Source organism: Vibrio hippocampi, assembly GCF_921292975.1.
In the GTDB taxonomy this organism is placed as follows: Bacteria; Pseudomonadota; Gammaproteobacteria; order Enterobacterales; family Vibrionaceae; genus Vibrio; species Vibrio hippocampi.
Window position 1 is genome coordinate 1 of record NZ_CAKLCM010000003.1, and the last position, 19982, is coordinate 19982.

Here is a 19982-nt window from a genome sequence, read left to right on the forward strand (position 1 = left end):
CCGATGCAACATGGTTTTACCGGCAAGACCTTGCTCAAATTTAATGCCGTGCTGAGTAAACAAACCAATATTCACGGCCGCGCGCAAGCGCTGTTGAATTGCAGCTCGGGTTAATTTGCCATCCGTTGCATCAATCAATTCTGTTGTCGACACAAAGCCATCTTTAGAACTGAAACCTTGTAAAGAGATCAAGTTCAGTAATTCAAGGATACTTTTTGTGACTCCTTTGAAATGTTGATATTGCTCGATCCAATCAATGGAGGTTTCTGTAACCTCGAATAGATGACCACCTTTATGATCTCTTGGTGATCTTATTAATAGTTTCTGTTCGCTACTCATTTATGGATCTATATCACATTTGCCGTAAATCTGTCATTGTTCCATAGCTTAATGAAAATAAGAGTATAAATAAAGCGATATTTTTTATTTTCGTTTATAGACTGATCCATCTGTTTATATTGATCTATTATGATTAAGTGATCATATGATCTGGCTGAATTTTTGCTCGTAACTTATTGTTAAATATGATCTTATTTTTTATTACATCGAAACGATGATCAAGAGAAACCAGAAAGCATGATCATTGAATTTTGAAAGCATGATCAAATCATTCTGAAACGATGATCATCACTATTTGAAAGCATGATCATTGCGAGTTCGGATAGATGATCATGATGCAACAACAAGTTATCCACAAAAAAAGTAGAAAAGTTGTGAGTAATCGTGTGAGTAATTGCATTTTTTATCCGAAAGCATGATCAAGATAGACGATTTCATATAGGTTCAACAGCCGATCAGAGAGTGGTTGGGTGATTATTGACCATATTGTAAATGCAAATACATTGTTGCTTGTAATAAGTCAGCGACCCAGCGGGATTTTGATGACTCGAAAACATGATCAAGGCGTTATGAGGCTATCAATGTGTTTCAATTCATAAGCTTGTTGCTGTCAAATTTCCCCAATCCCTTATTCGAACAAGCATTGTCCGTAAGATGTCGATATTTTCTCATGCTTCCAGCATCAATTTACACTTGATCATTTTTCCGTAATATTGGATCCAATTCTGAGTGTTGTTTGAAACGATGATGAAAGATAGTTCCCTTGATCATGCTTCATAGCGCACGGAACGATGATCAAGTTATCGTGAACAAAAATAGCCCAATTAGGTCAGTTTACTTTGTATTTTGATTTTGTCTTACGCTCGCTTCCCCGACCCTATGCTTTGTTGTGTTCAGAATCAGTCGTTTTCAGCAATTCACCTCAGTCATTGTTGTGTTTTATTGGTTTTTGCTGGCGTAGGTGTTTTGGTTTTGCATTTACCGTAATTTATCTTGGTTTTATAATCGTTCCGCGTAAAATTGTTTACATTGTAAATACGTGACACTGTATCATTTTAAAAGTAATAGTTTTCGCGTCGTGTTTCACACATAAAAATTGACCCAATTTATAGTGACTTTGACCTGTGCTGCTCATGTTCTACTTGAATTACAAATTTTTGGCAAAAAATTGTCGAATATTTGATGTTATCTGCATTTATTGTGTGGACAGCTTTTTTGTGAAATTGTAGGATAATGCTGTACACGTTATTGTGAAAATATTGGGTTGGACCAAAGGTATGAAAAGAGAACAAACAATACAGAATCTCTACCAACTAGCTGAGCAAACTCAGCAAGTGCAAGCCGATCGTATCGAGATCGTTCTTGAAGAAAGAAGTGACGAACATTTTCCTGCTATGTCAAAAGCAATGATGGAAACGCGCTCAGGGTTAACTCGTCGAAAACTCGATGATGCTATCACTAAAATGGAAGCCGAAGGTCATCAATTTACTAAGAACAATGCGAACCATTATTCTATCTCACTACAAGAAGCTCACTTGCTAATGGAATCGGCTGGAGTGCCGAAGTTTCACGAGCGTAAAGGTGGTATGGATAAAAAGCCTTGGGTTATCAACGTCCAAAACCAAAAGGGTGGGACTGGTAAATCCATGAGTGCTGTACATCTGGCTGCGTGTTTGGCACTTAACCTTGATAAACGTTACCGTATTTGTTTGATCGATTTAGATCCACAAGGGTCTTTGCGCTTATTCTTAAATCCACAGATCAGCATAGCAGAGCATGAAAACATCTATTCAGCGGTTGATATCATGCTAGAAAACGTTCCTGAAGGTACAGATATCGATCTTGAATTCTTGCGTCGTAATGTTCTATTACCGACTCAGTATCCTAATTTAAAAACCGTATCTGCATTCCCTGAAGACGCGATGTTTAATGCTGAGGCGTGGCAGAACTTATCTCAAAATCAATCTTTGGATATTGTTAAACTGCTGAAAGAGAAGCTTATCGATAAGATTGCTGATGACTTTGACATCATTATGATTGATACAGGTCCACACGTTGATCCTTTAGTCTGGAATGCCATGTATGCGTCAAATGCGTTATTAATTCCTTGTGCTGCCAAGCGTCTTGACTGGGCTTCGACCGTTAACTTCTTCCAGCATTTACCAACGGTATATGAGATGTTCCCTGAGGATTGGAAGGGGCTTGAATTTGTTCGTTTGATGCCAACCATGTTCGAAGATGACAACAAGAAACAAGTGTCGGTATTAACAGAGATGAATTATCTGTTGGGTGATCAAGTGATGATGGCGACGATTCCACGTAGTCGTGCTTTTGAAACCTGCGCCGATACCTACAGTACAGTGTTTGATTTGACAGCATCGGATTTTGAAGGCGGTAAGAAGACCTTAGCAACCGCACAAGATGCTGTTCAAAAGAGTGCGCTGGAACTAGAACGTGTACTTCATAGCAACTGGGCTTCACTGAAACAAGGATAATCACCATGGCAATTAAAACTTCTGAACTGAACGCTAAGTTGTTTGGTAAAGCGAATAAAAGACGTGCTGTGACTCCTCAGGAGGCGCAATCGGCAGCCAAAGAGCAGGCACAGGTCATTGAATTAGCCGTCGCAGGTCAAGAAGTGGTTCAGTTTGAACTCACTCGAATTGCTGCGCAAGATATAGAGAGCAAAACCTTTGTTTTCTCTGAAAACGCACGTGAACAATCGTTTTTAAATGAGCATGCACTGTCGGATGTTCTTGCGACGTTGAAAGATAAAGGTCAGCAATATCCAGCCGTTGGTCGTCGTAGTGAAGATGGGCGAATAGAAGTTCTCGATGGTAGTCGCCGTCGTATGTCATGTATTCTGGCACAAAAAGAATTCATGATTTACGTCGCTGAAAACATCAATAGCGAGCATGCTAAATTTCTATCAGACGTCGCGAATGCTCATAAGCCGCTATCACTTTATGAAAAAGGTAAGGAGATGCAGGCGAAATTGGCAAGCGGTGAGGTCACCGACCAAAAAGCGCTCGCCAAGATGTTCCAGTGTAGTGAAGCTTTAGTGAGCGGTGCACTTAAGGCTGCTGATCTGCCGTTGCCACTTCTTCAAGCTTATCCTAATGTGAGTGACCTAGGTCGTCCAACGATTGTAAAGCTGCATAAACAGTTTTACAAATTGCCGTTGGAACAACAGGCGCAGCTAATAGAACGTTGTCAATCGGAAGCAGGCTTTGTATGGCAAAACACGTCAGTTCAAGGCGTAGCGCGTATTACTAAAGAAGTGACTGAAACTTTGGAATCTTGGATTGATGAACTACTGCCTGAAAAGCCAAGCCAAACGACGAAAGTGGATTTGATTAAGGGCAGAGCGAGTTATAGTCGTAAGGGCTCAAGTCTCGCGCTCAACTTAAAAAAACTGGATGATCAGACGGTTGAAGAGATCCTTCAGTTTGTAAAATCTAAGCTTGGTTAATCGGGCTGCAATACGTTTCAATCAGTACAATACCTCGCAATAAGCGAGGTATTTTTTTATGTTATTATCTCAATATCTAACGCTTACAACTTCTTAATGGAAGCCTATGTCCTGCCAGCAACATCAGTCACTCACTGATTATTTAAATATTTGCCAACAGTCACACACTCGCGCTGCCCTCGTGTTGCAAGGTGATATCCAGTGGCAGAGCGAGATTATCCAATTTGCGATGCAGCGTTTTGAATTGAAGCAGGCTGCTCAGATTGGTGGAGCACGGGTTGATCATTGTGGTATCTCACACCTTAGTGCTAAGCAAGGTAAGCAATTATTGGGGCAGGAGAGTGAATTACTGGTGATCAGCATTGATTCCGATTTTGATGCTAATAGTTTTAATGCGGCTATGGGAACGTTAGTCGGAGGTGGGATTGCTATCTTCTTATGTCCTAATTTTGATACTTTGTTGCCTTGGTTGCAGCAACGACTAAAACAGTTGCCGATCTTGAAGCAGCAACAAAACGATATCGAAATGAATCATTCGATATGGAACGGATCATTGCCCTCGGATAACTCGAATTGGTCGCAACGCTTCCAACAGCAGACACAAGCCATTGCTTTGGTCGAAAAAGTATTGTTTGGTCATAGAAAACGCCCACTGGTGATTACTGCCGATCGAGGTAGAGGGAAGAGTAGTGCGCTTGGATTGGCTGTCAGCGCTATTTCACAACAGCGTCCTTGCAACGTTTTGATTACCGCGCCAAGTCGAGCTGCAGTCGCGCCTGTTTTTGAGCACTATAATGCGCGCGATGGTGAGGCAAGCTTAGATTTTATTGCGCCAGATGATCTACTCACAACACAACCAGACTGTGACTTATTGCTAATTGATGAAGCGGCTGCGATACCTGTCGCTATGCTTATGGCTATGGTCGAGAAATACAACCGCGTCGTGATCACTACCACGATACATGGCTATGAAGGGTGTGGTCGTGGCTTTAGTTTGAAGTTTATTCCTTGGTTAAGATCCGTGCGCCCGGGGATGAATCACTATTCTATGCAGCAACCTATTCGTTGGGCAGACGGTGATCCGCTAGAAAGTTGGTGCGTTGAGACATTTTTGCTTAATAGTGAGTTGGTGGATATCGTACCAGAGCAAACTAGCCGCTATCTACGACAAGACACTTGGCAGTTTAGTCGTTATCAACATTCTACAGAAGTCATCCCTAATGGTCGGTTAAATCAGGCATTCGCACTGTTAGTCAATGCGCATTATCAGACCTCACCCAATGACTTGATGTTGCTTTTAGCAAACCAAAGTATGCAACTTTATACTTTAGAATCGAATGGCACCGTGATTGGGAGTGTGTTGCTTAATATAGAAGGGGAGCTATCATCAATCCAAGTCGGGAATATCCTGATAGGACAATCTCGCCCGCAAGGTCATCTTATTCCAGTAGATCTGAGCAATCATCTTGGACTTGAAGCACCCGCTGTTCAACGCTGTGGCAGAATAATGCGAATTGCCGTTCATCCTGCGATTCAAGGGTGTGGTGTTGGTAGCGAGATGCTTAGCAGATTAAAGTTAAAGCTTGGCTCTCACGTTGACTACCTAGGGACTTCATTTGGGACAACGTCATCACTGGTCGACTTTTGGCTAAGGAATGATTTTGTTGCAGCAAGGCTAGGCAGTTCTCGCGACAAATCAAGTGGAACTTATAGTCTAAGTATGGTGTTACCTATTTCCAATAAAGCAGAACCGTGGGTTTTACAAGCTCGTACTTTGTTTGCTGCTCGTCTCAATTATCAATTGCGTCTTGCTTGTCAAAGTATGGATATAGCTACCGCATGGACGCTATTCAAACATACCAGCGATAACGAACAAGCGATAGATCATCTTGGCGTACAACTATTGTCTAACTATAGTCGAGGTGGTAACTCTCTTGATACTTGTCGACCATACCTGATTTTGTTGTTGCGCTCCGTGCTTAAGTCAGGCTTAGACGTTAACAGTGAATTAGTAAAAACCGTTGCTCTGCAAGAACTAGACTGGGGGCAAGTATGTCAACGATTTAGTTTCATTGGTAGGAAGCAAGCTGAGTTGAGACTCCGTGAGGACATTGCGATATTAATCTCATCTTTACAGTGTAAATTGCCCTGATTTTATATTTACACTGTAAATAGATGCTAATTTGGTAAATTCATGACAAGCAAGAGTATAAGTACCTATTATGTTGGACCTTTTGGGGCAAATTACCGTGATGTGGTCTGAATAATTGTAAGTTGTTAATAGTGTCAATAACTTTTCTAATCTAAACTAAATAACGTTTTTGAAGCATGATCACTTAATGCGTAGTCCGCTTTTGTTAGCTAAAGGAAGTCTCTCTGCTATGTGGAAAACCGTTCTCTCCCTTTCTGAAGATAAAACTATCGTTACGGCCAAACTCCCTAAAGAGCATGATCGAGGTATGAGCCTCGAGCCGGGAATCATTTCCGCAATGTTGTCGGAGTTGGAGGCTGATAAGTTTTACTTGGATCAATCAGCAGTGAATCAGTTTGTGAAGTGCGCACAGGATGCCAAAGGGGAAGCCTTTCAAGGCATTGATATAGCCTTTGTGCAAGATGCCAAAGTAGAAGTGATTTTGTCTGAGCAAGATATGCTAGCCAGTATGAAAGTCACAGGTGCATACGCGGGAAATCCAGCAACGCCTGCGGTACTGATAAATTTGCTGGCCGAAGCCAAAGTGGTAAAAGGGATCAACAAGAAAGCATTAAAGAAAGTCATATTACTGAGTAATACTCTTAAAGCGGGTCAAGAGTATGTGCAGCCGATTGCGATTGGTAAGCCGCCAAAAGAGGGCAAGGATTCTAGGTTTGTCCCTTTAACCGAAGACCCTAGAAACCGAGTCCTCAAGCCTCAAGCGAGTGGTGATGGTGATAAGGTAGACATGCGTGATTTGGGTGCGGTGGTTACTGTCGATAGAGGCACGCCGGTTATGAAACGAATCCCTGCGGAAGAAGGAGAAATCGGCTATACCGTTACTGGTGTTGTTATTCCGCCTAAAGAAGTCAAAGATACGCCATTTGCACCAGGCAAAGGCACTCAACCCTCTTCTAAGAATCCGAACGTTTTAGTTGCGATAGAGCCTGGTATGCCGATTATCAAACCGACAACAGTCGACATTGATGAAGCTATGGTTGTCAAAGATGTCGATATCTCAACTGGCCACATCAAATTTAACGGCAGTGTCGTGATCAGTGGTAACGTTGAAGCCAATATGAATGTTGAAGCGACAGGTATGATTACGGTGGGTGGATTCGTTGAATCTGCAACACTGAAGTCGCAGCAAGATATCGTGATTGGCAAAGGAATCATCGGTCATAATGTTGATGATGGCGAACCTAAATCTTGTACTATTGAGTGTGGGGGGAATCTTACCGCTAACTACGCACAGTTTTCTAATATAAGCGCAAAGGGTGATATTCAGTTTGCGGTTCATTGTCTGAATAACGATATTCGCTGTGACGGCGATTTATCCGTTGTGGGTACCAATAAAAAGCAGGGAATATTGAGCGGCGGCGCTGCTGAAGTAGGCGGAAAAGTGTTATGTAACCAGCTTGGTGTTGAGGGCGATACTGCGACTAAAATTACAGCCTTTGCTAATTACAAAGTCTATGCTGACAAGTTGGCTGAACTCGAGCGTCAATATACGGTTTTACAAGAGCGTAAAATGGCGTCGGTAAGGCGTGAAATTGAACTTAAGAAGATTGCCAAGTCAAACCGCACGGCAGAGCAAAATGCTGAATTAGAGGCGCTAAATAGTGCTAATACCGATGCTATCGATCAGCTTAATGAAGAAAAGGCCCTACTTAATCTTGAGTTGGAAAAACAAAGAGCAGTGACAACAGTAGAAGCTTTGGTCCAAACTCACACCCGTGTCACCGTCGTATTTTCTGAAGATCATGTCACCACTAAGAAGACCGGGGGACCGACAGTCTTTAGCTATGATGGAAGTAGCGTCAATCTTGCTAGCAAACTAAAAGCAGAAGATTTTAATATGTAGTTGCTAGTCAATGGCTCTCCACTGCTGGTTCAATAGCAGGCAGTGGAGTTGGCTCTGTAGCGTTATCATCAGATTGCGTGCCTTCCTTCGAAAAACTTGCCCACCATTGTGTTAAATACAATTCTCTTAACCTCTGATGGCACTGTGGCAACGTTATTCTTCTTCTAAACATCTCTCCTTCGAGCGCGACAACCGTCTGGTTGGTGGCTCTGTTTCCAGTCGCTACTTCGCACAATTGTGTATCAGTCATGTTTTCCGGGTAACGGTTAATAGGGGGGTTAGGTAATCCTATATCGTGCAACTGCTGCGAACTGCAACCGGACACTGCTAGTGTCAATAAACTAACCAGTGCGACTGAGAGTCCTTTGTTCATCATCTAGGTGATTTGTCTCTGATGGTTGGAATAAGAAGTGCAGTAGCTTAGCAGTATCGTGTCTTGTTTCGTTGGGTGAGGGTAAACGGTTAAAGTTAGTTGCAGTTGGTTACATGATTAGGGGGGCTGATGGTTGAAGTCGGACATATTAATCACTCAACAAGCGAAGGATAGCGTTTACAGTGTAAATTGAACTAAAAAGCCGACGTCAGTTGCGATGTCGGCTTTGAACAGTAGCGGGAGGTCAATAATCTAGTCAGAAGTGAATAATCTAGGCAAAAGCGACAAGTCGATTCTGTTAAACAACGCAGGCTGAAATGACACCGATAATACCACCGAAAACGCCGCCCCAAACCACTAACCATCCAAGGTGTTGTTTTATCATGGTTTGTACTATTTGTTTGACGAGTTGAGGCGTGAGTTCGTTTAAGCGTTGATCGATAATCGCCTCGACATTCTCTTTTACTTCTTTCAGCATGCTCGGTGATTCAAGTTGTTGCTTAAGGGCTTGCTTCACGGTGTCACTTTGGCTGATTTCCACAATAGACTGTTGCATTTTTTCAACGAATGGCGCTTTTAATGGTTCGAGTGCTTCTTTACCACCAAACATGGCAATCATGCCGCCAAATGAAGATTGCTCGATCACATTCACTAGTGAATCAAAGGTAGGATTTAAGTCGATACATTCCATAATAGGCTCTAGATCTAATTGATTCGAAGAACCCAACTCTTGACTTAAAAAGCGGTCGATATTCTCATCGGTAAAAAATTGTTCCATCATAAGGTGTTTGATGGCCAGCTTAAATTCCTCAAAACGGGATGGGATGACACCCGAACCATATAAACCAGGCACTTTTTCAAACAGCATATGAACAGCAAGCCAGTTGGTAATGGCGCCAGAGAAGGCGAAGAGTCCGGCATAAAGCACAATGTGATTTTGGGTTAAATAGCCTGCTGCCAATAAAGCCAGCGCGATAAAATTAGTAACTAAGCTTTTGTTCATGTGAGTTTCAAAAATAATTATTAGGATACGGGCGATTCTAAAAAAAAATTCGTCACAGCAAAAGTGTTAGTTGTGTTGGATGCTCGTTGACTCGCTAAACTTTGAGATTAAATTTGAACCTGTTAACGAGTGAACTAATCTATTAGATGACTATGAATGGAATCGATAAGAATCTAACTCAATGAAACCTAACATCATTCGTGAGTGCAAGATAAAACAGCAGTGGTATCGCAGCGTGGTATACCTTTTTGGTCTTATCATCGCGATGCTATGGTTTGATAGTCGAGCATTCGCCGCCAACCAATATGCGGTCTTCACCTTAAACTCAGATTTTCAACAGCTCTCCAATAGCAAAGCAAGGATGTTATATCGAGGCAAGGCGAAATCATTGCAAGGTAAACGAATCGAACTTTCCGATTGGCCTGAATCCTCTGTAGAGCGTTCAGAGTTTTATCAATATCTTTTGGGGAAGGATATTGCGCAGATGAATGCCTATTGGGCGGGTTTGTCATTTGCTGGCAAAGCCCGACCACCAAAAGAAATCCATAGCGCCTCTCTTGATTCATTAATTGTTTGGATGGAAGCCAAACCCAATCGTATTGGCTATGCGCCCCTTAACGCTGTTCCGGCAGAGGCGAAGGTGCTTTATGTTGTCAGCAAGGAGAAATAATAATGAAAAATAGCCTTCTAGCCATTTCTCTTGTGAGTGTTAGTTTACCTACGTGGTCTGCCATAGACTTGACAGATAACCTGAGCGTCAGTGGTTTCGGTTCGACTTCTTGGGCGAGTTCGCAGAATGAAACGGCTTTACTGGTAAACCGTAACATTAATGATGACAACTGTTTTGATTGCGATACCACTTTCGGATTGCAGTTCGATTATTACTACAACGCTTTTAATGCGTCGTTGCAGTTAGTGAAGCGACCTCAAGATCATTGGAGTGAACCTCAAGTAGAATGGGCTTATTTAAGTGCCGCTTATGACGACTTTGAATTTCGAGTTGGACGTTTAAGGCTACCGGTCTTTTTAGCATCGGAATACTACTATGTCGGTCATGCTTATACTTCTGCTAGACCTAACGAAGAGGTTTACAACAGCATACTCGGCGTGACGGCTTACAATGGTGCGAGTATTATTTGGAACCATTCATTATCAGATGAAATGCAGTTATCACTGACGCCTTATGTGGGCTTTAAAGATAACAATGATGTAGAGCTAAATAAAGTGGTTAGCTTGGAGTTTGAAACGGAGTTTATGTGGGGGGTGAACGCTTTACTCACTGGGGATAATTACAGGATCAACTTTACTTATCTTGATTCAACATATGACCAGAAAGTCAAAGTGAATAATCAACAGATAGCTTCATCTGATGATGAAGAAATCTCGTTGTATTCGCTTGGAGCGGAGTACGAAATCGGTCAATTGAAGCTAACCGCTGAAGGGCAATACAACGACTTGACGAAATCTTGGTATACAGGCGCCGCGTATCGAATGGGCAAATTCACTCCCTATACCCAGTTCGGCCAGAAATATGCTAGGTCAACTTCGACGTCTATTTACGATGGTAAAACGGGTGAGAGCTGGTTGTTAGGTGTCAGGTATGACGTTATGTATAGCGTTTCGATAAATGCAGAATGGCAGACTTTTAGCGCGTTCGGTGGTCAATCGGGTCCATTTGTTGAGACGCCTGTTGATAGTGACGCGGATATGTTTACGGTCATGGTCAATTTTGTTTTTTAATTGATTTAAAAGAAGAAATCATAGGTTAGTCGTTATTAGTTCGACATAACCTCTTTCCCTTATCTATTATGTGCTGACGCTGCCCTCGGGCAGCGTCTTTTTGTTTTTATTGAATATCATTTGGTGCCCTTATTCATAATATCTTGAATTAAAATGATATTTTTCATTTTTACATCTTCCGATAGTGATTGGGTAAAATATTGTCCAGTTTAGAGAAGCTTAAAAAGTGGCGTAATGAGACCAATCAAAAGCAGAAAATAGCCATAATCACTAGATACAAAGCCAAGGTTTTATCCAGTATTTGTGTAAATTATTTATAAAAACGAGACTTTTGTAGGATATCAGGTGGTTAAACGGCGAAATTTGCTGACGGCAGTCTCGTTTTGATAAACAAGTACTTATTTGTAATACAAGATTACGTTAAAATATATGTAAAGTTAAGAAAACTTAATTAAATCAACCGGTTGCAATAACCTCTCTTGATTTGTTTGTAATTTTATAACACAAAAGTGATGTAGAAATGAAACATATGACCTTAAAAAGCTTACTAGCGACTTCAATCATGGTTGCGTTATCGGGTACAGCATTCGCTGACTCAATGGACATCAAAACTCCGGCACCAAAATCTGTGACGGCTTCTGCTCATGACGGCAACACGCCAGACAGAACAATTGACGGTGATGCTTCAACACGTTGGTCTTCAAACGGTAAAGGCCAAACAATGACGTTTGACTACGGTCAAGAGATTGCTTTTGATGCAGTAAAACTGTCTTTCCACAAAGGCGATCAGCGCAAAACTCTATTCGATATCGAAGTGAGTAAAGATGGTAAAAACTGGACGAAAGTTATTACTGGTGGCGCAAGTTCTGGCATCTCAGCGAACCTAGAGCGTTTCGACTTTGCAGAAACCACAGGTCGTTATATTCGTTACGTTGGTCAAGGCAACTCTAAGAGTGCTTGGAACAGTGTGACTGAATTTGTTGGTGTTAACTGTAAAACTGACTACTGTTCTGATCAAGAACTACCACGTACCCCAATCCTAAAGCCTGTTTCAATTGAAGCAAGTGGTCACGATGGTAACGGTCCAGATCGTCTATTCGATGGCAAGACAAACACGCGTTGGTCAGTGAATGGTGACGGACAATGGGCTGTGTACGATTACGGTTCAATCAACGAGTTCAATGCAATTCAAGCGTCATTCCACAAAGGTAATGAACGTCAGACTCGCTTTGATATTCTAGTTAGTGAAGACGGCAAAAACTGGGCTCCAGTTCTTGAAGGTCAGCTGAGTTCTGGTGGTGTAGTGGGTTATGAGCGTTTTGAGTTCAACCCAGTTAAAGCTCGTTTCGTTAAGTATGTTGGTCACGGCAACACCAAGAACAGTTGGAACAGTGTGACTGAGCTTGCAGCGATCAACTGTGATATCAACGCATGTCCAACTGAGCACATCATCACTCCTGAAGTGATTGCCGCTGAACAAGCAATGCTTGCTAAGAAAAAAGCAGACATGAAAGCAAAAGATGCACGTAAAGACCTACGTAAAGGTAACTTCGGTGCACCTGCAGTTTATCCGTGTGAAACAACAGCTAAGTGTGACTGGAATGCGCGTATTGAAACGCCGAAGTCACTGCCAGCAACACCAAAAGCGGGCAACAAGCCAAGCGAAAACTTCGACTTGACGTCTTGGTACCTATCTCAACCATTTGACCACAACAAGAACAACCGTCCAGATGATGTATTTGAATGGGATCTTGCAAACGGTTATGAGCACCCAGACGTATTCTTTACAGCCGCTGATGGTGGTCTAACGTTTAAGTCATTCGTTAAAGGTGTTCGTACTTCTAAGAACACTAAGTACGCGCGTACAGAACTACGTGAAATGCTACGTCAAGGTGACAAGTCGGTTTCAACTAAAGGCGTTAACGCAAACAACTGGGTATTCAGTTCTGCGCCGGTAGAAGATCAGAAAGCTGCGGGTGGTGTTGATGGTGTGCTAGAAGCAACACTAAAAATTGACCACACAACGACGACAGGTGAACTTGGTGAAGTTGGTCGCTTTATCATCGGTCAGATCCACGATAAAGATGATGAGCCAATTCGTCTGTATTACCGCAAACTGCCAAACCGCGAGAAAGGTACAGTTTACTTTGCTCACGAGAATACACTAAAAGGCACAGATAACTACTTTGACCTTGTTGGTGGTATGACTGGTGAGATCGGTGACGAGGGTATCGCTCTTGGTGAGAAGTTCAGCTACCGTATCGAAGTCGTTGGTAACACAATGACAGTCTCTCTAATGCGTGAAGGCAAAGACGATGTAGTTCAAGTTGTTGATATGTCTGAGAGTGGTTATGACGCAGGTGGCAAGTACATGTACTTTAAAGCTGGCGTATACAACCAGAACATTTCTGGTGACCTAGATGACTACGTTCAAGCAACTTTCTACAAGCTAGAGAAATCTCACGGTAAATACGCGGGTAAATAATTTTTAGCTAACTAGAACAAAACATGATGAGAAGCCAGTGGATTTATCCGCTGGCTTTTTTTATTTTGGGCTAGGGGTGATATGACTCCGTAAAAGTAGAAAAGGGGCTTAATTCAGTGGTTTAAAACTCCACGCTCTGCCGACAGTGGTACTAACAGTATGAATTGATGGGAAAATAAAAATAAAACAAGAAATAGGTATCTATTGTGTATACATCATGTATAGTGTCGCTCAGCTCAAACAGTGAGCTATTGATAAACTATTTAGTTCAAGTTCTTCTCAGTATTCTTTTGATTCGTCATATCTATCCTGCGATCCCTTTTTCTTCATTTCTTATTTAGTAGCTTTCTTTTTTTACTCAATCAATCTATCGAGATATATATGTCAAATAAAACAACTGGTCTAGTAAAGTGGTTCAACGAATCAAAAGGTTTCGGTTTTATCACTCCAGATAACGGCACTGCAGATGTATTTGTTCATTTTCGTTCAATCGAGAGTGATGGCTTCAAAACATTAAATGAAGGCCAAAAAGTTGCATTTAACATCGAGCAAGGTGGCAAAGGCCCACAAGCTGCGAACGTTACAACGCTATAAGCGCTTTTGGTGAGACCTTGCTTACTTTCCAGTGAGGTAAGGTCTCTCTTTAAAGCATTAAAAAGGAGCAAAATGACTCGAAAAAACAATCGGAAAATTTATTGGTACTATGCTTTACGTGAGCAGAAAACGGCGAATGAGCCAAAGTTAATCGTACCTAGTTAATTATTACCTTCACCGCAATGAGACTTATTGGTCTTCCGCCACAAATCAGCAAATAGCGATGAGCTAAAGCGTCATGTCCTTCCCAAAGTAAACACCAACGATTTGGATTTAACTTTTTTCATTTTGTCAGTCTGAACACATTGGTGAAATAAAAATTCGCAAGGTACTGCCTTGGGATCATTTACCTCTCACCTGTAATGGAGATCAGACGTTGAAAAAATCGAAAGGGCTTAAGCGGGCAGTTGTGAGCGCTGACAATCAGTCCAAAAGTGAGCGCCATGAAAATATTCATTTGATAAGAAAAAAGATCGAAAATATTTTGTTGGAACGCGAACAAGAAAAATTATGGAAATTATGAGGTTATTATGAAAAAGCCAGCTAGAAGAACAGGTAAGAAAACGAGCAAAATGAGCAAAAATGCATTTGAAGAGCGTTTTTCTTATATGGTTCAAGAATACCAACAAGCCAAAGAAGTTCTTGATTCAATGGATGAAGGCTCTTCAGAGTATGCTAAACAGAAAGTCCATTGCGACAAACTATTCGCAAAAGCTGAACGATTTGTAAACGCCAATTAAAGGCTGTTCAACCATTCAGTAAACGTCCAAGATTTGGCTCTATTGATTAGAGCTAGATAAAAAAAACGCCCAACCACAGGGCTGAGCGTTGATAGAAAGTTAGCGGTTAGAAAGCCAATTGCTAGAAAGCTCTAAATAAAACTATTTGTTTGTAACGGGTTCACCGTTATCGGCAATTTTTTCCAATCCCAGTACCAAAAAGATAGCAGTGAACATCAAAATAATCGCGACAAGTAGTTGTGATGGTTGGCCCGTGATGTTTTCAAAACCGAAAGGTGAAAGGTTTTCTTGTAGAAGAGGGACTTGTTCACCTTTTGAGTTAGTTCTCCAGCTGATCGTTTCTTTCCATGGCCATAATTTGGGTAGTGTGCCAATCATCAAACCGGTTAAAAATACCAGAGCAAAGTCTCTGTAGCGTTTGAGCAACCAAGAAAGCAGATGCGAGAACGAAAGTAGCCCGATCACACACCCCATACCAAAGAGTGCCATAACATCAAGCTGCAGGCTTTTGACGGCGCCTAGAACGGGTCCATACATACCAATCAGCAGTAGAATAAAACTCCCTGAGATACCCGGTAGAATCATTGCGCAGATGGCGATAGCGCCGGCAATGACGATATTAAAGCTGGTTGGATCCATTTGCAGTGGGCTAAGAATGGTAATGCTATAAGCAAAGATGACTCCGAGAAGTAAAAACAGTCCTTGCACCAAGTTGCGTTGCTGAACTTGTTTTAGTACGTGATAAACCGAAACTAAAATAAGGCCGAAGAAAAAAGACCAAACAGGGATTGGGTGTGTGTCTAGCGCCCATGAAATAAACTTAGCTAACGTCAGAATCGATGTCATGATCCCTGCAAACAGTGAGATCAAAAACAGACCATTGATATGAGTAAATGCAGCTTTAACCCCTTGCTTTTTGATGATACCGAACAAGCTAGGGTTAATGCGACGAATGCTTTCTAATAGAGTGTCATAGATACCAGTGATAAAAGCGATAGTGCCGCCAGAGACGCCGGGTACGACATCAGCAGCCCCCATGGCCATTCCCTTTAAAAAAGTAGTTAAGTAGTTCATTGGCTCACTTAAATAGTTGGAAGTAAAATAATTATACGTTCTTTATCCCTAAATTACCTCAAGACCCTTAAATCCTACCGCTTAAGGTAATGTGGGTCATGGCGAAGAGACTAACAGAGGTATGTTAAGGCTTTCTCATCGTAGATGAGATTGTTCTGCATAAACGTTATTCAAAATAAACGTTCTTCTCCAGAAACGCTATGTTGACACACTCTTAGTAGAAAAAACATTGATAACAAATGGCTATTTATTTGTTGATAAATAATAAATCTAACTTATTACATGACTGCCTAACTTTACTTTATTACTAATGCCATCACCAAATTTCACTAGTACCGTTGCTTGAAGACAAAAGAGATGCTGCGCGATGCAGAAGCTCAACCTTTTCCGTAATCCGATAGCCCATACAAAAAAAGCAGTATTGGCAACAATGCCAATACTGCTTCTGTCATTTTCGACCTGAGAGAATTACTCGTAATCAGAAGAGTAAGTCTCTTCATACGTGTGCGAGTAAAGCTCAAATAGGTTACCAAATGGGTCTTCCATATAGATCATTTGTGCTGGCTTGTTATCGTCTTCTGGGTGGTAGCGCATGACATCCATACGCGCTTTACCACCAAACTTTTCAACGTTGGCAATGGTTGTTGCGAAATCATCAGTTTGTAGACAGAAGTGAAAGATACCCAGACGCGAGAAGTCGACAACGTGACGTTCTTGACGTTCTTTCATCTCGAACAATTCAACACCAATGCCATCTGTTGTGAGTAGGTGAGCGATATTGAAGCCTTTGAAGCCCTCACCAAACACCTCGATACACATGCGACCGATTGCGGTTTCACGCTCTTCAACCACTTTAGTGTTGTTCATAACGATGCGTAGACCTAGCGCTTTAGTGTAGAACTCTACGGCTTTATCCATATCTCCGACCATTAGGCCAATATGATTCATTTTCATTATCTGCTCCAAATACCTGTGTTATTTGTTTCGTGTTTCGTTTCGATGTGGAGAAGTATAGGGAAAGGATGCGCCAATAAGAAATTATCAATTTTTATAATTATAATAATATGGCGTTATTGTAAATGTGGGGTGATGGGAGCGATTTTACGCTACTTTTCAGTCTCAGTTCGAAATGCATGCAATCAATTGTTCACTCAATAAAGAGTGGTTTTCTTATGGGGTTTGCTAGGTGAGTTTCACGCTTTTTTGTGGGAGTAAAGGCTAAAATTGTTAATAAAGCTGTTAAAAAATTACTGAATATTAGAGGTTTTTTGTGATTATCATCACCTTTGGTGCGAATATAAGCGCTAAAGATGTAACTAATAACGACAAAATGCCGTTGCGCGGAGCAAATATTATCACACTCTGTGATCTACCTATCAAAATGCTGCTTTGAACGGTTTCCATATAGCACTAGTTTCTTATTTACCCTTTAGAGTGAAGGTAATGTATGGAACTTGAATAGCTTTAGGCTTGGGTGACGATTGTCGCCCCTTTTGACAAGGAGCCTGTTTTATTCGAGTTTCCATTAGTCACCCTCCATGGAGTGTTTAGTCGGAGGACGGTGTAAATAAAGCCACCTTCCCATTTATGGAAATGGCGGCGAATGGACGAAAAGTGAGATTTCGCAATGAAACCTACGCAGCAAAACCAGTTCGATAAAACTTCTTTCCAAAATAGTGTCAAACAGCATCTATCGGCAACCTATGCCACCACAGTGGAGCATGCATCACCTCAACAATGGTATTTGGCGATGGGGCGAGCGCTAGCTGAATTTACCACACTCGATCTTTTGGAAACCGAATCAGACAAGCGTATTCAGAATGCTAAAAGTGTTAACTACCTTTCTCTAGAATTTTTGATTGGTCGTTTAACCGGTAATAACTTGATTAGCATGGGACTGTATCAGCAAGTTGCGCAAGCAATGGAAGAGATGGGGCACAATCTGACGGACTTATTGGAAGAGGAACGCGATCCTTCTTTGGGTAATGGTGGTCTTGGGCGACTCGCCGCTTGTTTTATGGATTCTTGTGCCGCACAGGAGTTCCCAACCGTCGGCTATGGTCTGCACTATGAATATGGTTTGTTTAAGCAGTCATTCCAAGATTGTCATCAAAAAGAAGCGCCGGACGCTTGGCGTTGTGTAGAAGGTTATCCTTGGGAGGTGGCTCGCCCTGAATTAGCCCAAGAGATCGGCTTTTATGGTCATGTCGAAGTGTACCAAGATGAGGGTGTTGAACGTCGTCGCTGGGTTCCGGGCATGACGGTACAGAGTATGCCTTGGGATCTGCCGATTGTTGGCTATGAAAGCGACACGGTATACCCGCTTCGTCTATGGGAATGTCGAGCGATAGCACCTTTCTCGCTAGCGAGCTTTAACAACGGTGACTACTTTGAAGCACAGCACTCGCTCATCGATGCGGGTAATATCACCAAGGTGCTTTACCCCAACGATAATCATGAGAAAGGCAAGACGCTGCGTTTGATGCAGCAATATTTCCATAGTGCGGCATCCATACGAGATATATTACGTCGCCACATACAGTCGGGTCATAGCCTGGCTTCATTGCCGGACTATGAGACCATTCAGCTCAATGATACTCACCCAACAATCGCTATTCCCGAATTGATGCGTATTTTGATGGATGAACATCTGTTTACTTGGGATGAAGCTTGGGCGGTTTGTACCAAAACCTTCGCTTATACCAATCACACCTTGCTACCAGAAGCCCTAGAGACTTGGAGCGAGTCGCTTATTCAACGTCTACTGCCTCGACATATGGAGATCATCTATCATATCAACCATTTGTTCTTGCAAGAGGTACGTGCCAAGTGGCCGGGCGACGTTGCTAAACAGCAAAAACTGTCGATTATTCAAGAAGGTTTCCATCGAATGGTGCGTATGGCAAATCTTTGCGTGGTTGGCTCTTACGCGGTGAATGGTGTGGCGGCGTTGCACTCTGAATTAGTGAAACGCGATCTATTCCCCGAGTTTCACGAACTCTATCCAACACGTTTACATAATGTCACCAATGGCATTACGCCGCGTCGTTGGTTGAAATATTGTAATCCAGGTCTATCCGCTCTGATCACCGATAAAATTGGTTCAGAATGGCCAGCGGATCTTGACCAGTTGCAAGGGATTGCCAAATTTGCAGAAGATGGGCAGTTCCAAAAGCAGTATATGTCGGTGAAAAAAGCCAACAAACAGCGCTTAGCTGATTGGGTACAAGACAACATGGGTATTGCTCTGAATACCGATGCCATCTTTGATGTGCAGATCAAACGTCTGCACGAATATAAGCGTCAGCATCTTAATATGCTGCACATTTTGTCGCTTTACTATCGCCTGTTGAATGATCCTGACTTTGACATGGTACCGAGAGTGGTTTTCTTTGCAGCAAAAGCGGCGCCGGGTTATCACTTAGCAAAAGAGATCATCTATGCGCTCAACAAAATTGCGGAGAAAGTGAACTCTGATCCACGAGTGAATGACAAGTTGAAAGTGGTGTTCATTCCTGACTATAGAGTGAGCATTGCCGAGATTATTATTCCTGCCGCCGACGTTTCTGAGCAGATCTCAACCGCTGGTAAAGAAGCCTCAGGCACCGGTAATATGAAATTGGCACTAAACGGCGCATTAACCATCGGAACGATGGATGGTGCTAATGTGGAGATCCGTGAAGAAGTAGGCGATGACAACATCTATATTTTCGGCTTGGAAGTGGATGGTGTTGAGGCTCTACGTGCTCAAGGTTATAACCCTTATGATTATTACCACGCGGATCCACTGCTTAAATCTTCTTTGGATCTCTTGCTCGGTGATGAGTTCACGCCTGGAGAACCGGGTAAACTGAGAGCAACCTTTGACAGTCTGATCGATGGTGGCGACCCTTATTTGGTATTAGCGGATTTCGCCTCTTATGTCTCTGCTCATGAAGCGATGGATGAGCAGTATCGCGATCAAGCGGGTTGGGCGAAAAAAGCGATCTTAAATACCGCCTTAGTCGGTAAGTTCAGTTCTGACCGCAGTATTCGCGACTATGTGAATAACATTTGGAAATTGGAATCGGTCACTCGTTAGTTCTATTTCAAGCCAAGGCAGTGCCT

At 42.2% G+C, this 19982-nt stretch carries 14 protein-coding genes and 1 pseudogene; 11 read left to right on the top strand and 4 right to left on the bottom strand.

Annotated features, from left to right (window positions below; translation table 11 throughout):
- Nucleotides 1–339, bottom strand: a pseudogene (locus L9Q39_RS13215) (replication initiator protein RctB domain-containing protein); the annotation flags it as partial.
- Between the two features lie 1277 nt (nucleotides 340–1616).
- Between L9Q39_RS13215 and L9Q39_RS13220 the strand changes: the two are divergent.
- The 4 genes from L9Q39_RS13220 (at nucleotide 1617) to L9Q39_RS13235 (ending at nucleotide 7866) form a co-directional block, all read left to right on the top strand.
- Nucleotides 1617–2834 carry an AAA family ATPase gene (locus L9Q39_RS13220; protein ID WP_237485583.1) on the top strand — a complete coding sequence of 406 codons (1218 nt, stop codon included), beginning with the start codon at nucleotides 1617–1619 and terminating at the stop codon, nucleotides 2832–2834.
- Between the two features lie 5 nt (nucleotides 2835–2839).
- Nucleotides 2840–3811: a ParB/RepB/Spo0J family partition protein gene (locus tag L9Q39_RS13225; protein WP_237485584.1), complete on the top strand. Its 972-nt coding sequence runs from the start codon at nucleotides 2840–2842 to the stop codon at nucleotides 3809–3811.
- 106 nt (nucleotides 3812–3917) lie between these two features.
- On the top strand, nucleotides 3918–5963 hold the full coding sequence (locus tag L9Q39_RS13230; protein WP_237485585.1) for a GNAT family N-acetyltransferase: 2046 nt from the start codon (nucleotides 3918–3920) through the stop codon (nucleotides 5961–5963).
- A 229-nt stretch (nucleotides 5964–6192) separates the two neighbouring features.
- Complete coding sequence (locus tag L9Q39_RS13235; RefSeq protein WP_237485586.1) at nucleotides 6193–7866, top strand: FapA family protein; 1674 nt, start codon at nucleotides 6193–6195, stop codon at nucleotides 7864–7866.
- A gap of 671 nt (nucleotides 7867–8537) precedes the next feature.
- On the opposite strand, the gene L9Q39_RS13240 is transcribed toward L9Q39_RS13235, so the two are convergent.
- Nucleotides 8538–9242 (bottom strand): DUF445 domain-containing protein, encoded by a 705-nt coding sequence (locus tag L9Q39_RS13240; RefSeq protein WP_237485587.1) that lies wholly within the window; start codon nucleotides 9240–9242, stop codon nucleotides 8538–8540.
- A gap of 265 nt (nucleotides 9243–9507) precedes the next feature.
- Here L9Q39_RS13240 and L9Q39_RS13245 point away from each other — a divergent pair, with 265 nt between their 5' ends.
- From L9Q39_RS13245 to L9Q39_RS13270, 6 genes are all read left to right on the top strand, one after another.
- Nucleotides 9508–9912 (top strand): hypothetical protein, encoded by a 405-nt coding sequence (locus L9Q39_RS13245; protein WP_435532858.1) that lies wholly within the window; start codon nucleotides 9508–9510, stop codon nucleotides 9910–9912.
- 2 nt (nucleotides 9913–9914) lie between these two features.
- Nucleotides 9915–10982, top strand: coding sequence for a sulfate ABC transporter permease (locus L9Q39_RS13250; RefSeq protein ID WP_237485589.1), 1068 nt, complete (start codon nucleotides 9915–9917; stop codon nucleotides 10980–10982).
- A 520-nt stretch (nucleotides 10983–11502) separates the two neighbouring features.
- Nucleotides 11503–13467, top strand: a complete 1965-nt coding sequence (locus L9Q39_RS13255) for a polysaccharide lyase family 7 protein (protein WP_237485590.1) — start codon at nucleotides 11503–11505, stop codon at nucleotides 13465–13467.
- 381 nt (nucleotides 13468–13848) lie between these two features.
- Nucleotides 13849–14061, top strand: a complete 213-nt coding sequence (cspE, locus tag L9Q39_RS13260) for a transcription antiterminator/RNA stability regulator CspE (protein ID WP_237485591.1) — start codon at nucleotides 13849–13851, stop codon at nucleotides 14059–14061.
- Nucleotides 14062–14437: 376 nt separating this feature from the next.
- Nucleotides 14438–14584, top strand: coding sequence for a hypothetical protein (locus L9Q39_RS13265; protein ID WP_237485592.1), 147 nt, complete (start codon nucleotides 14438–14440; stop codon nucleotides 14582–14584).
- Between the two features lie 7 nt (nucleotides 14585–14591).
- A complete protein-coding gene (locus tag L9Q39_RS13270; protein ID WP_237485593.1) occupies nucleotides 14592–14801 on the top strand; it encodes a hypothetical protein in 210 nt (69 codons plus the stop codon).
- Nucleotides 14802–14942: 141 nt separating this feature from the next.
- On the opposite strand, the gene L9Q39_RS13275 is transcribed toward L9Q39_RS13270, so the two are convergent.
- Together L9Q39_RS13275 and L9Q39_RS13280 are read right to left on the bottom strand one after the other, a co-directional pair.
- Nucleotides 14943–15875: a polyprenyl-phosphate transporter gene (locus L9Q39_RS13275; RefSeq protein WP_237485594.1), complete on the bottom strand. Its 933-nt coding sequence runs from the start codon at nucleotides 15873–15875 to the stop codon at nucleotides 14943–14945.
- 468 nt (nucleotides 15876–16343) lie between these two features.
- A complete protein-coding gene (locus tag L9Q39_RS13280) occupies nucleotides 16344–16829 on the bottom strand; it encodes a VOC family protein (RefSeq protein WP_237485595.1) in 486 nt (161 codons plus the stop codon).
- 673 nt (nucleotides 16830–17502) lie between these two features.
- Between L9Q39_RS13280 and L9Q39_RS13285 the strand changes: the two genes are divergently transcribed.
- Nucleotides 17503–19956 (top strand): glycogen/starch/alpha-glucan phosphorylase, encoded by a 2454-nt coding sequence (locus L9Q39_RS13285; protein WP_237485596.1) that lies wholly within the window; start codon nucleotides 17503–17505, stop codon nucleotides 19954–19956.
- Nucleotides 19957–19982: the final 26 nt, after the last annotated feature.

What these genes read in the sequence shown, in the direction of transcription:
- L9Q39_RS13220 (WP_237485583.1), top strand. Translation starts at nt 1,617, where the DNA reads ATGAAAAGAGAACAAACAATACAGAATCTCTACCAACTAGCTGAGCAA.
- L9Q39_RS13225 (WP_237485584.1), top strand. Translation starts at nt 2,840, where the DNA reads ATGGCAATTAAAACTTCTGAACTGAACGCTAAGTTGTTTGGTAAAGCG.
- L9Q39_RS13230 (WP_237485585.1), top strand. Translation starts at nt 3,918, where the DNA reads ATGTCCTGCCAGCAACATCAGTCACTCACTGATTATTTAAATATTTGC.
- L9Q39_RS13235 (WP_237485586.1), top strand. Translation starts at nt 6,193, where the DNA reads ATGTGGAAAACCGTTCTCTCCCTTTCTGAAGATAAAACTATCGTTACG.
- L9Q39_RS13240 (WP_237485587.1), bottom strand. Translation starts at nt 9,242, where the DNA reads ATGAACAAAAGCTTAGTTACTAATTTTATCGCGCTGGCTTTATTGGCA.
- L9Q39_RS13245 (WP_435532858.1), top strand. Translation starts at nt 9,508, where the DNA reads ATGCTATGGTTTGATAGTCGAGCATTCGCCGCCAACCAATATGCGGTC.
- L9Q39_RS13250 (WP_237485589.1), top strand. Translation starts at nt 9,915, where the DNA reads ATGAAAAATAGCCTTCTAGCCATTTCTCTTGTGAGTGTTAGTTTACCT.
- L9Q39_RS13255 (WP_237485590.1), top strand. Translation starts at nt 11,503, where the DNA reads ATGAAACATATGACCTTAAAAAGCTTACTAGCGACTTCAATCATGGTT.
- cspE (WP_237485591.1), top strand. Translation starts at nt 13,849, where the DNA reads ATGTCAAATAAAACAACTGGTCTAGTAAAGTGGTTCAACGAATCAAAA.
- L9Q39_RS13270 (WP_237485593.1), top strand. Translation starts at nt 14,592, where the DNA reads ATGAAAAAGCCAGCTAGAAGAACAGGTAAGAAAACGAGCAAAATGAGC.
- L9Q39_RS13275 (WP_237485594.1), bottom strand. Translation starts at nt 15,875, where the DNA reads ATGAACTACTTAACTACTTTTTTAAAGGGAATGGCCATGGGGGCTGCT.
- L9Q39_RS13280 (WP_237485595.1), bottom strand. Translation starts at nt 16,829, where the DNA reads ATGAAAATGAATCATATTGGCCTAATGGTCGGAGATATGGATAAAGCC.
- L9Q39_RS13285 (WP_237485596.1), top strand. Translation starts at nt 17,503, where the DNA reads ATGAAACCTACGCAGCAAAACCAGTTCGATAAAACTTCTTTCCAAAAT.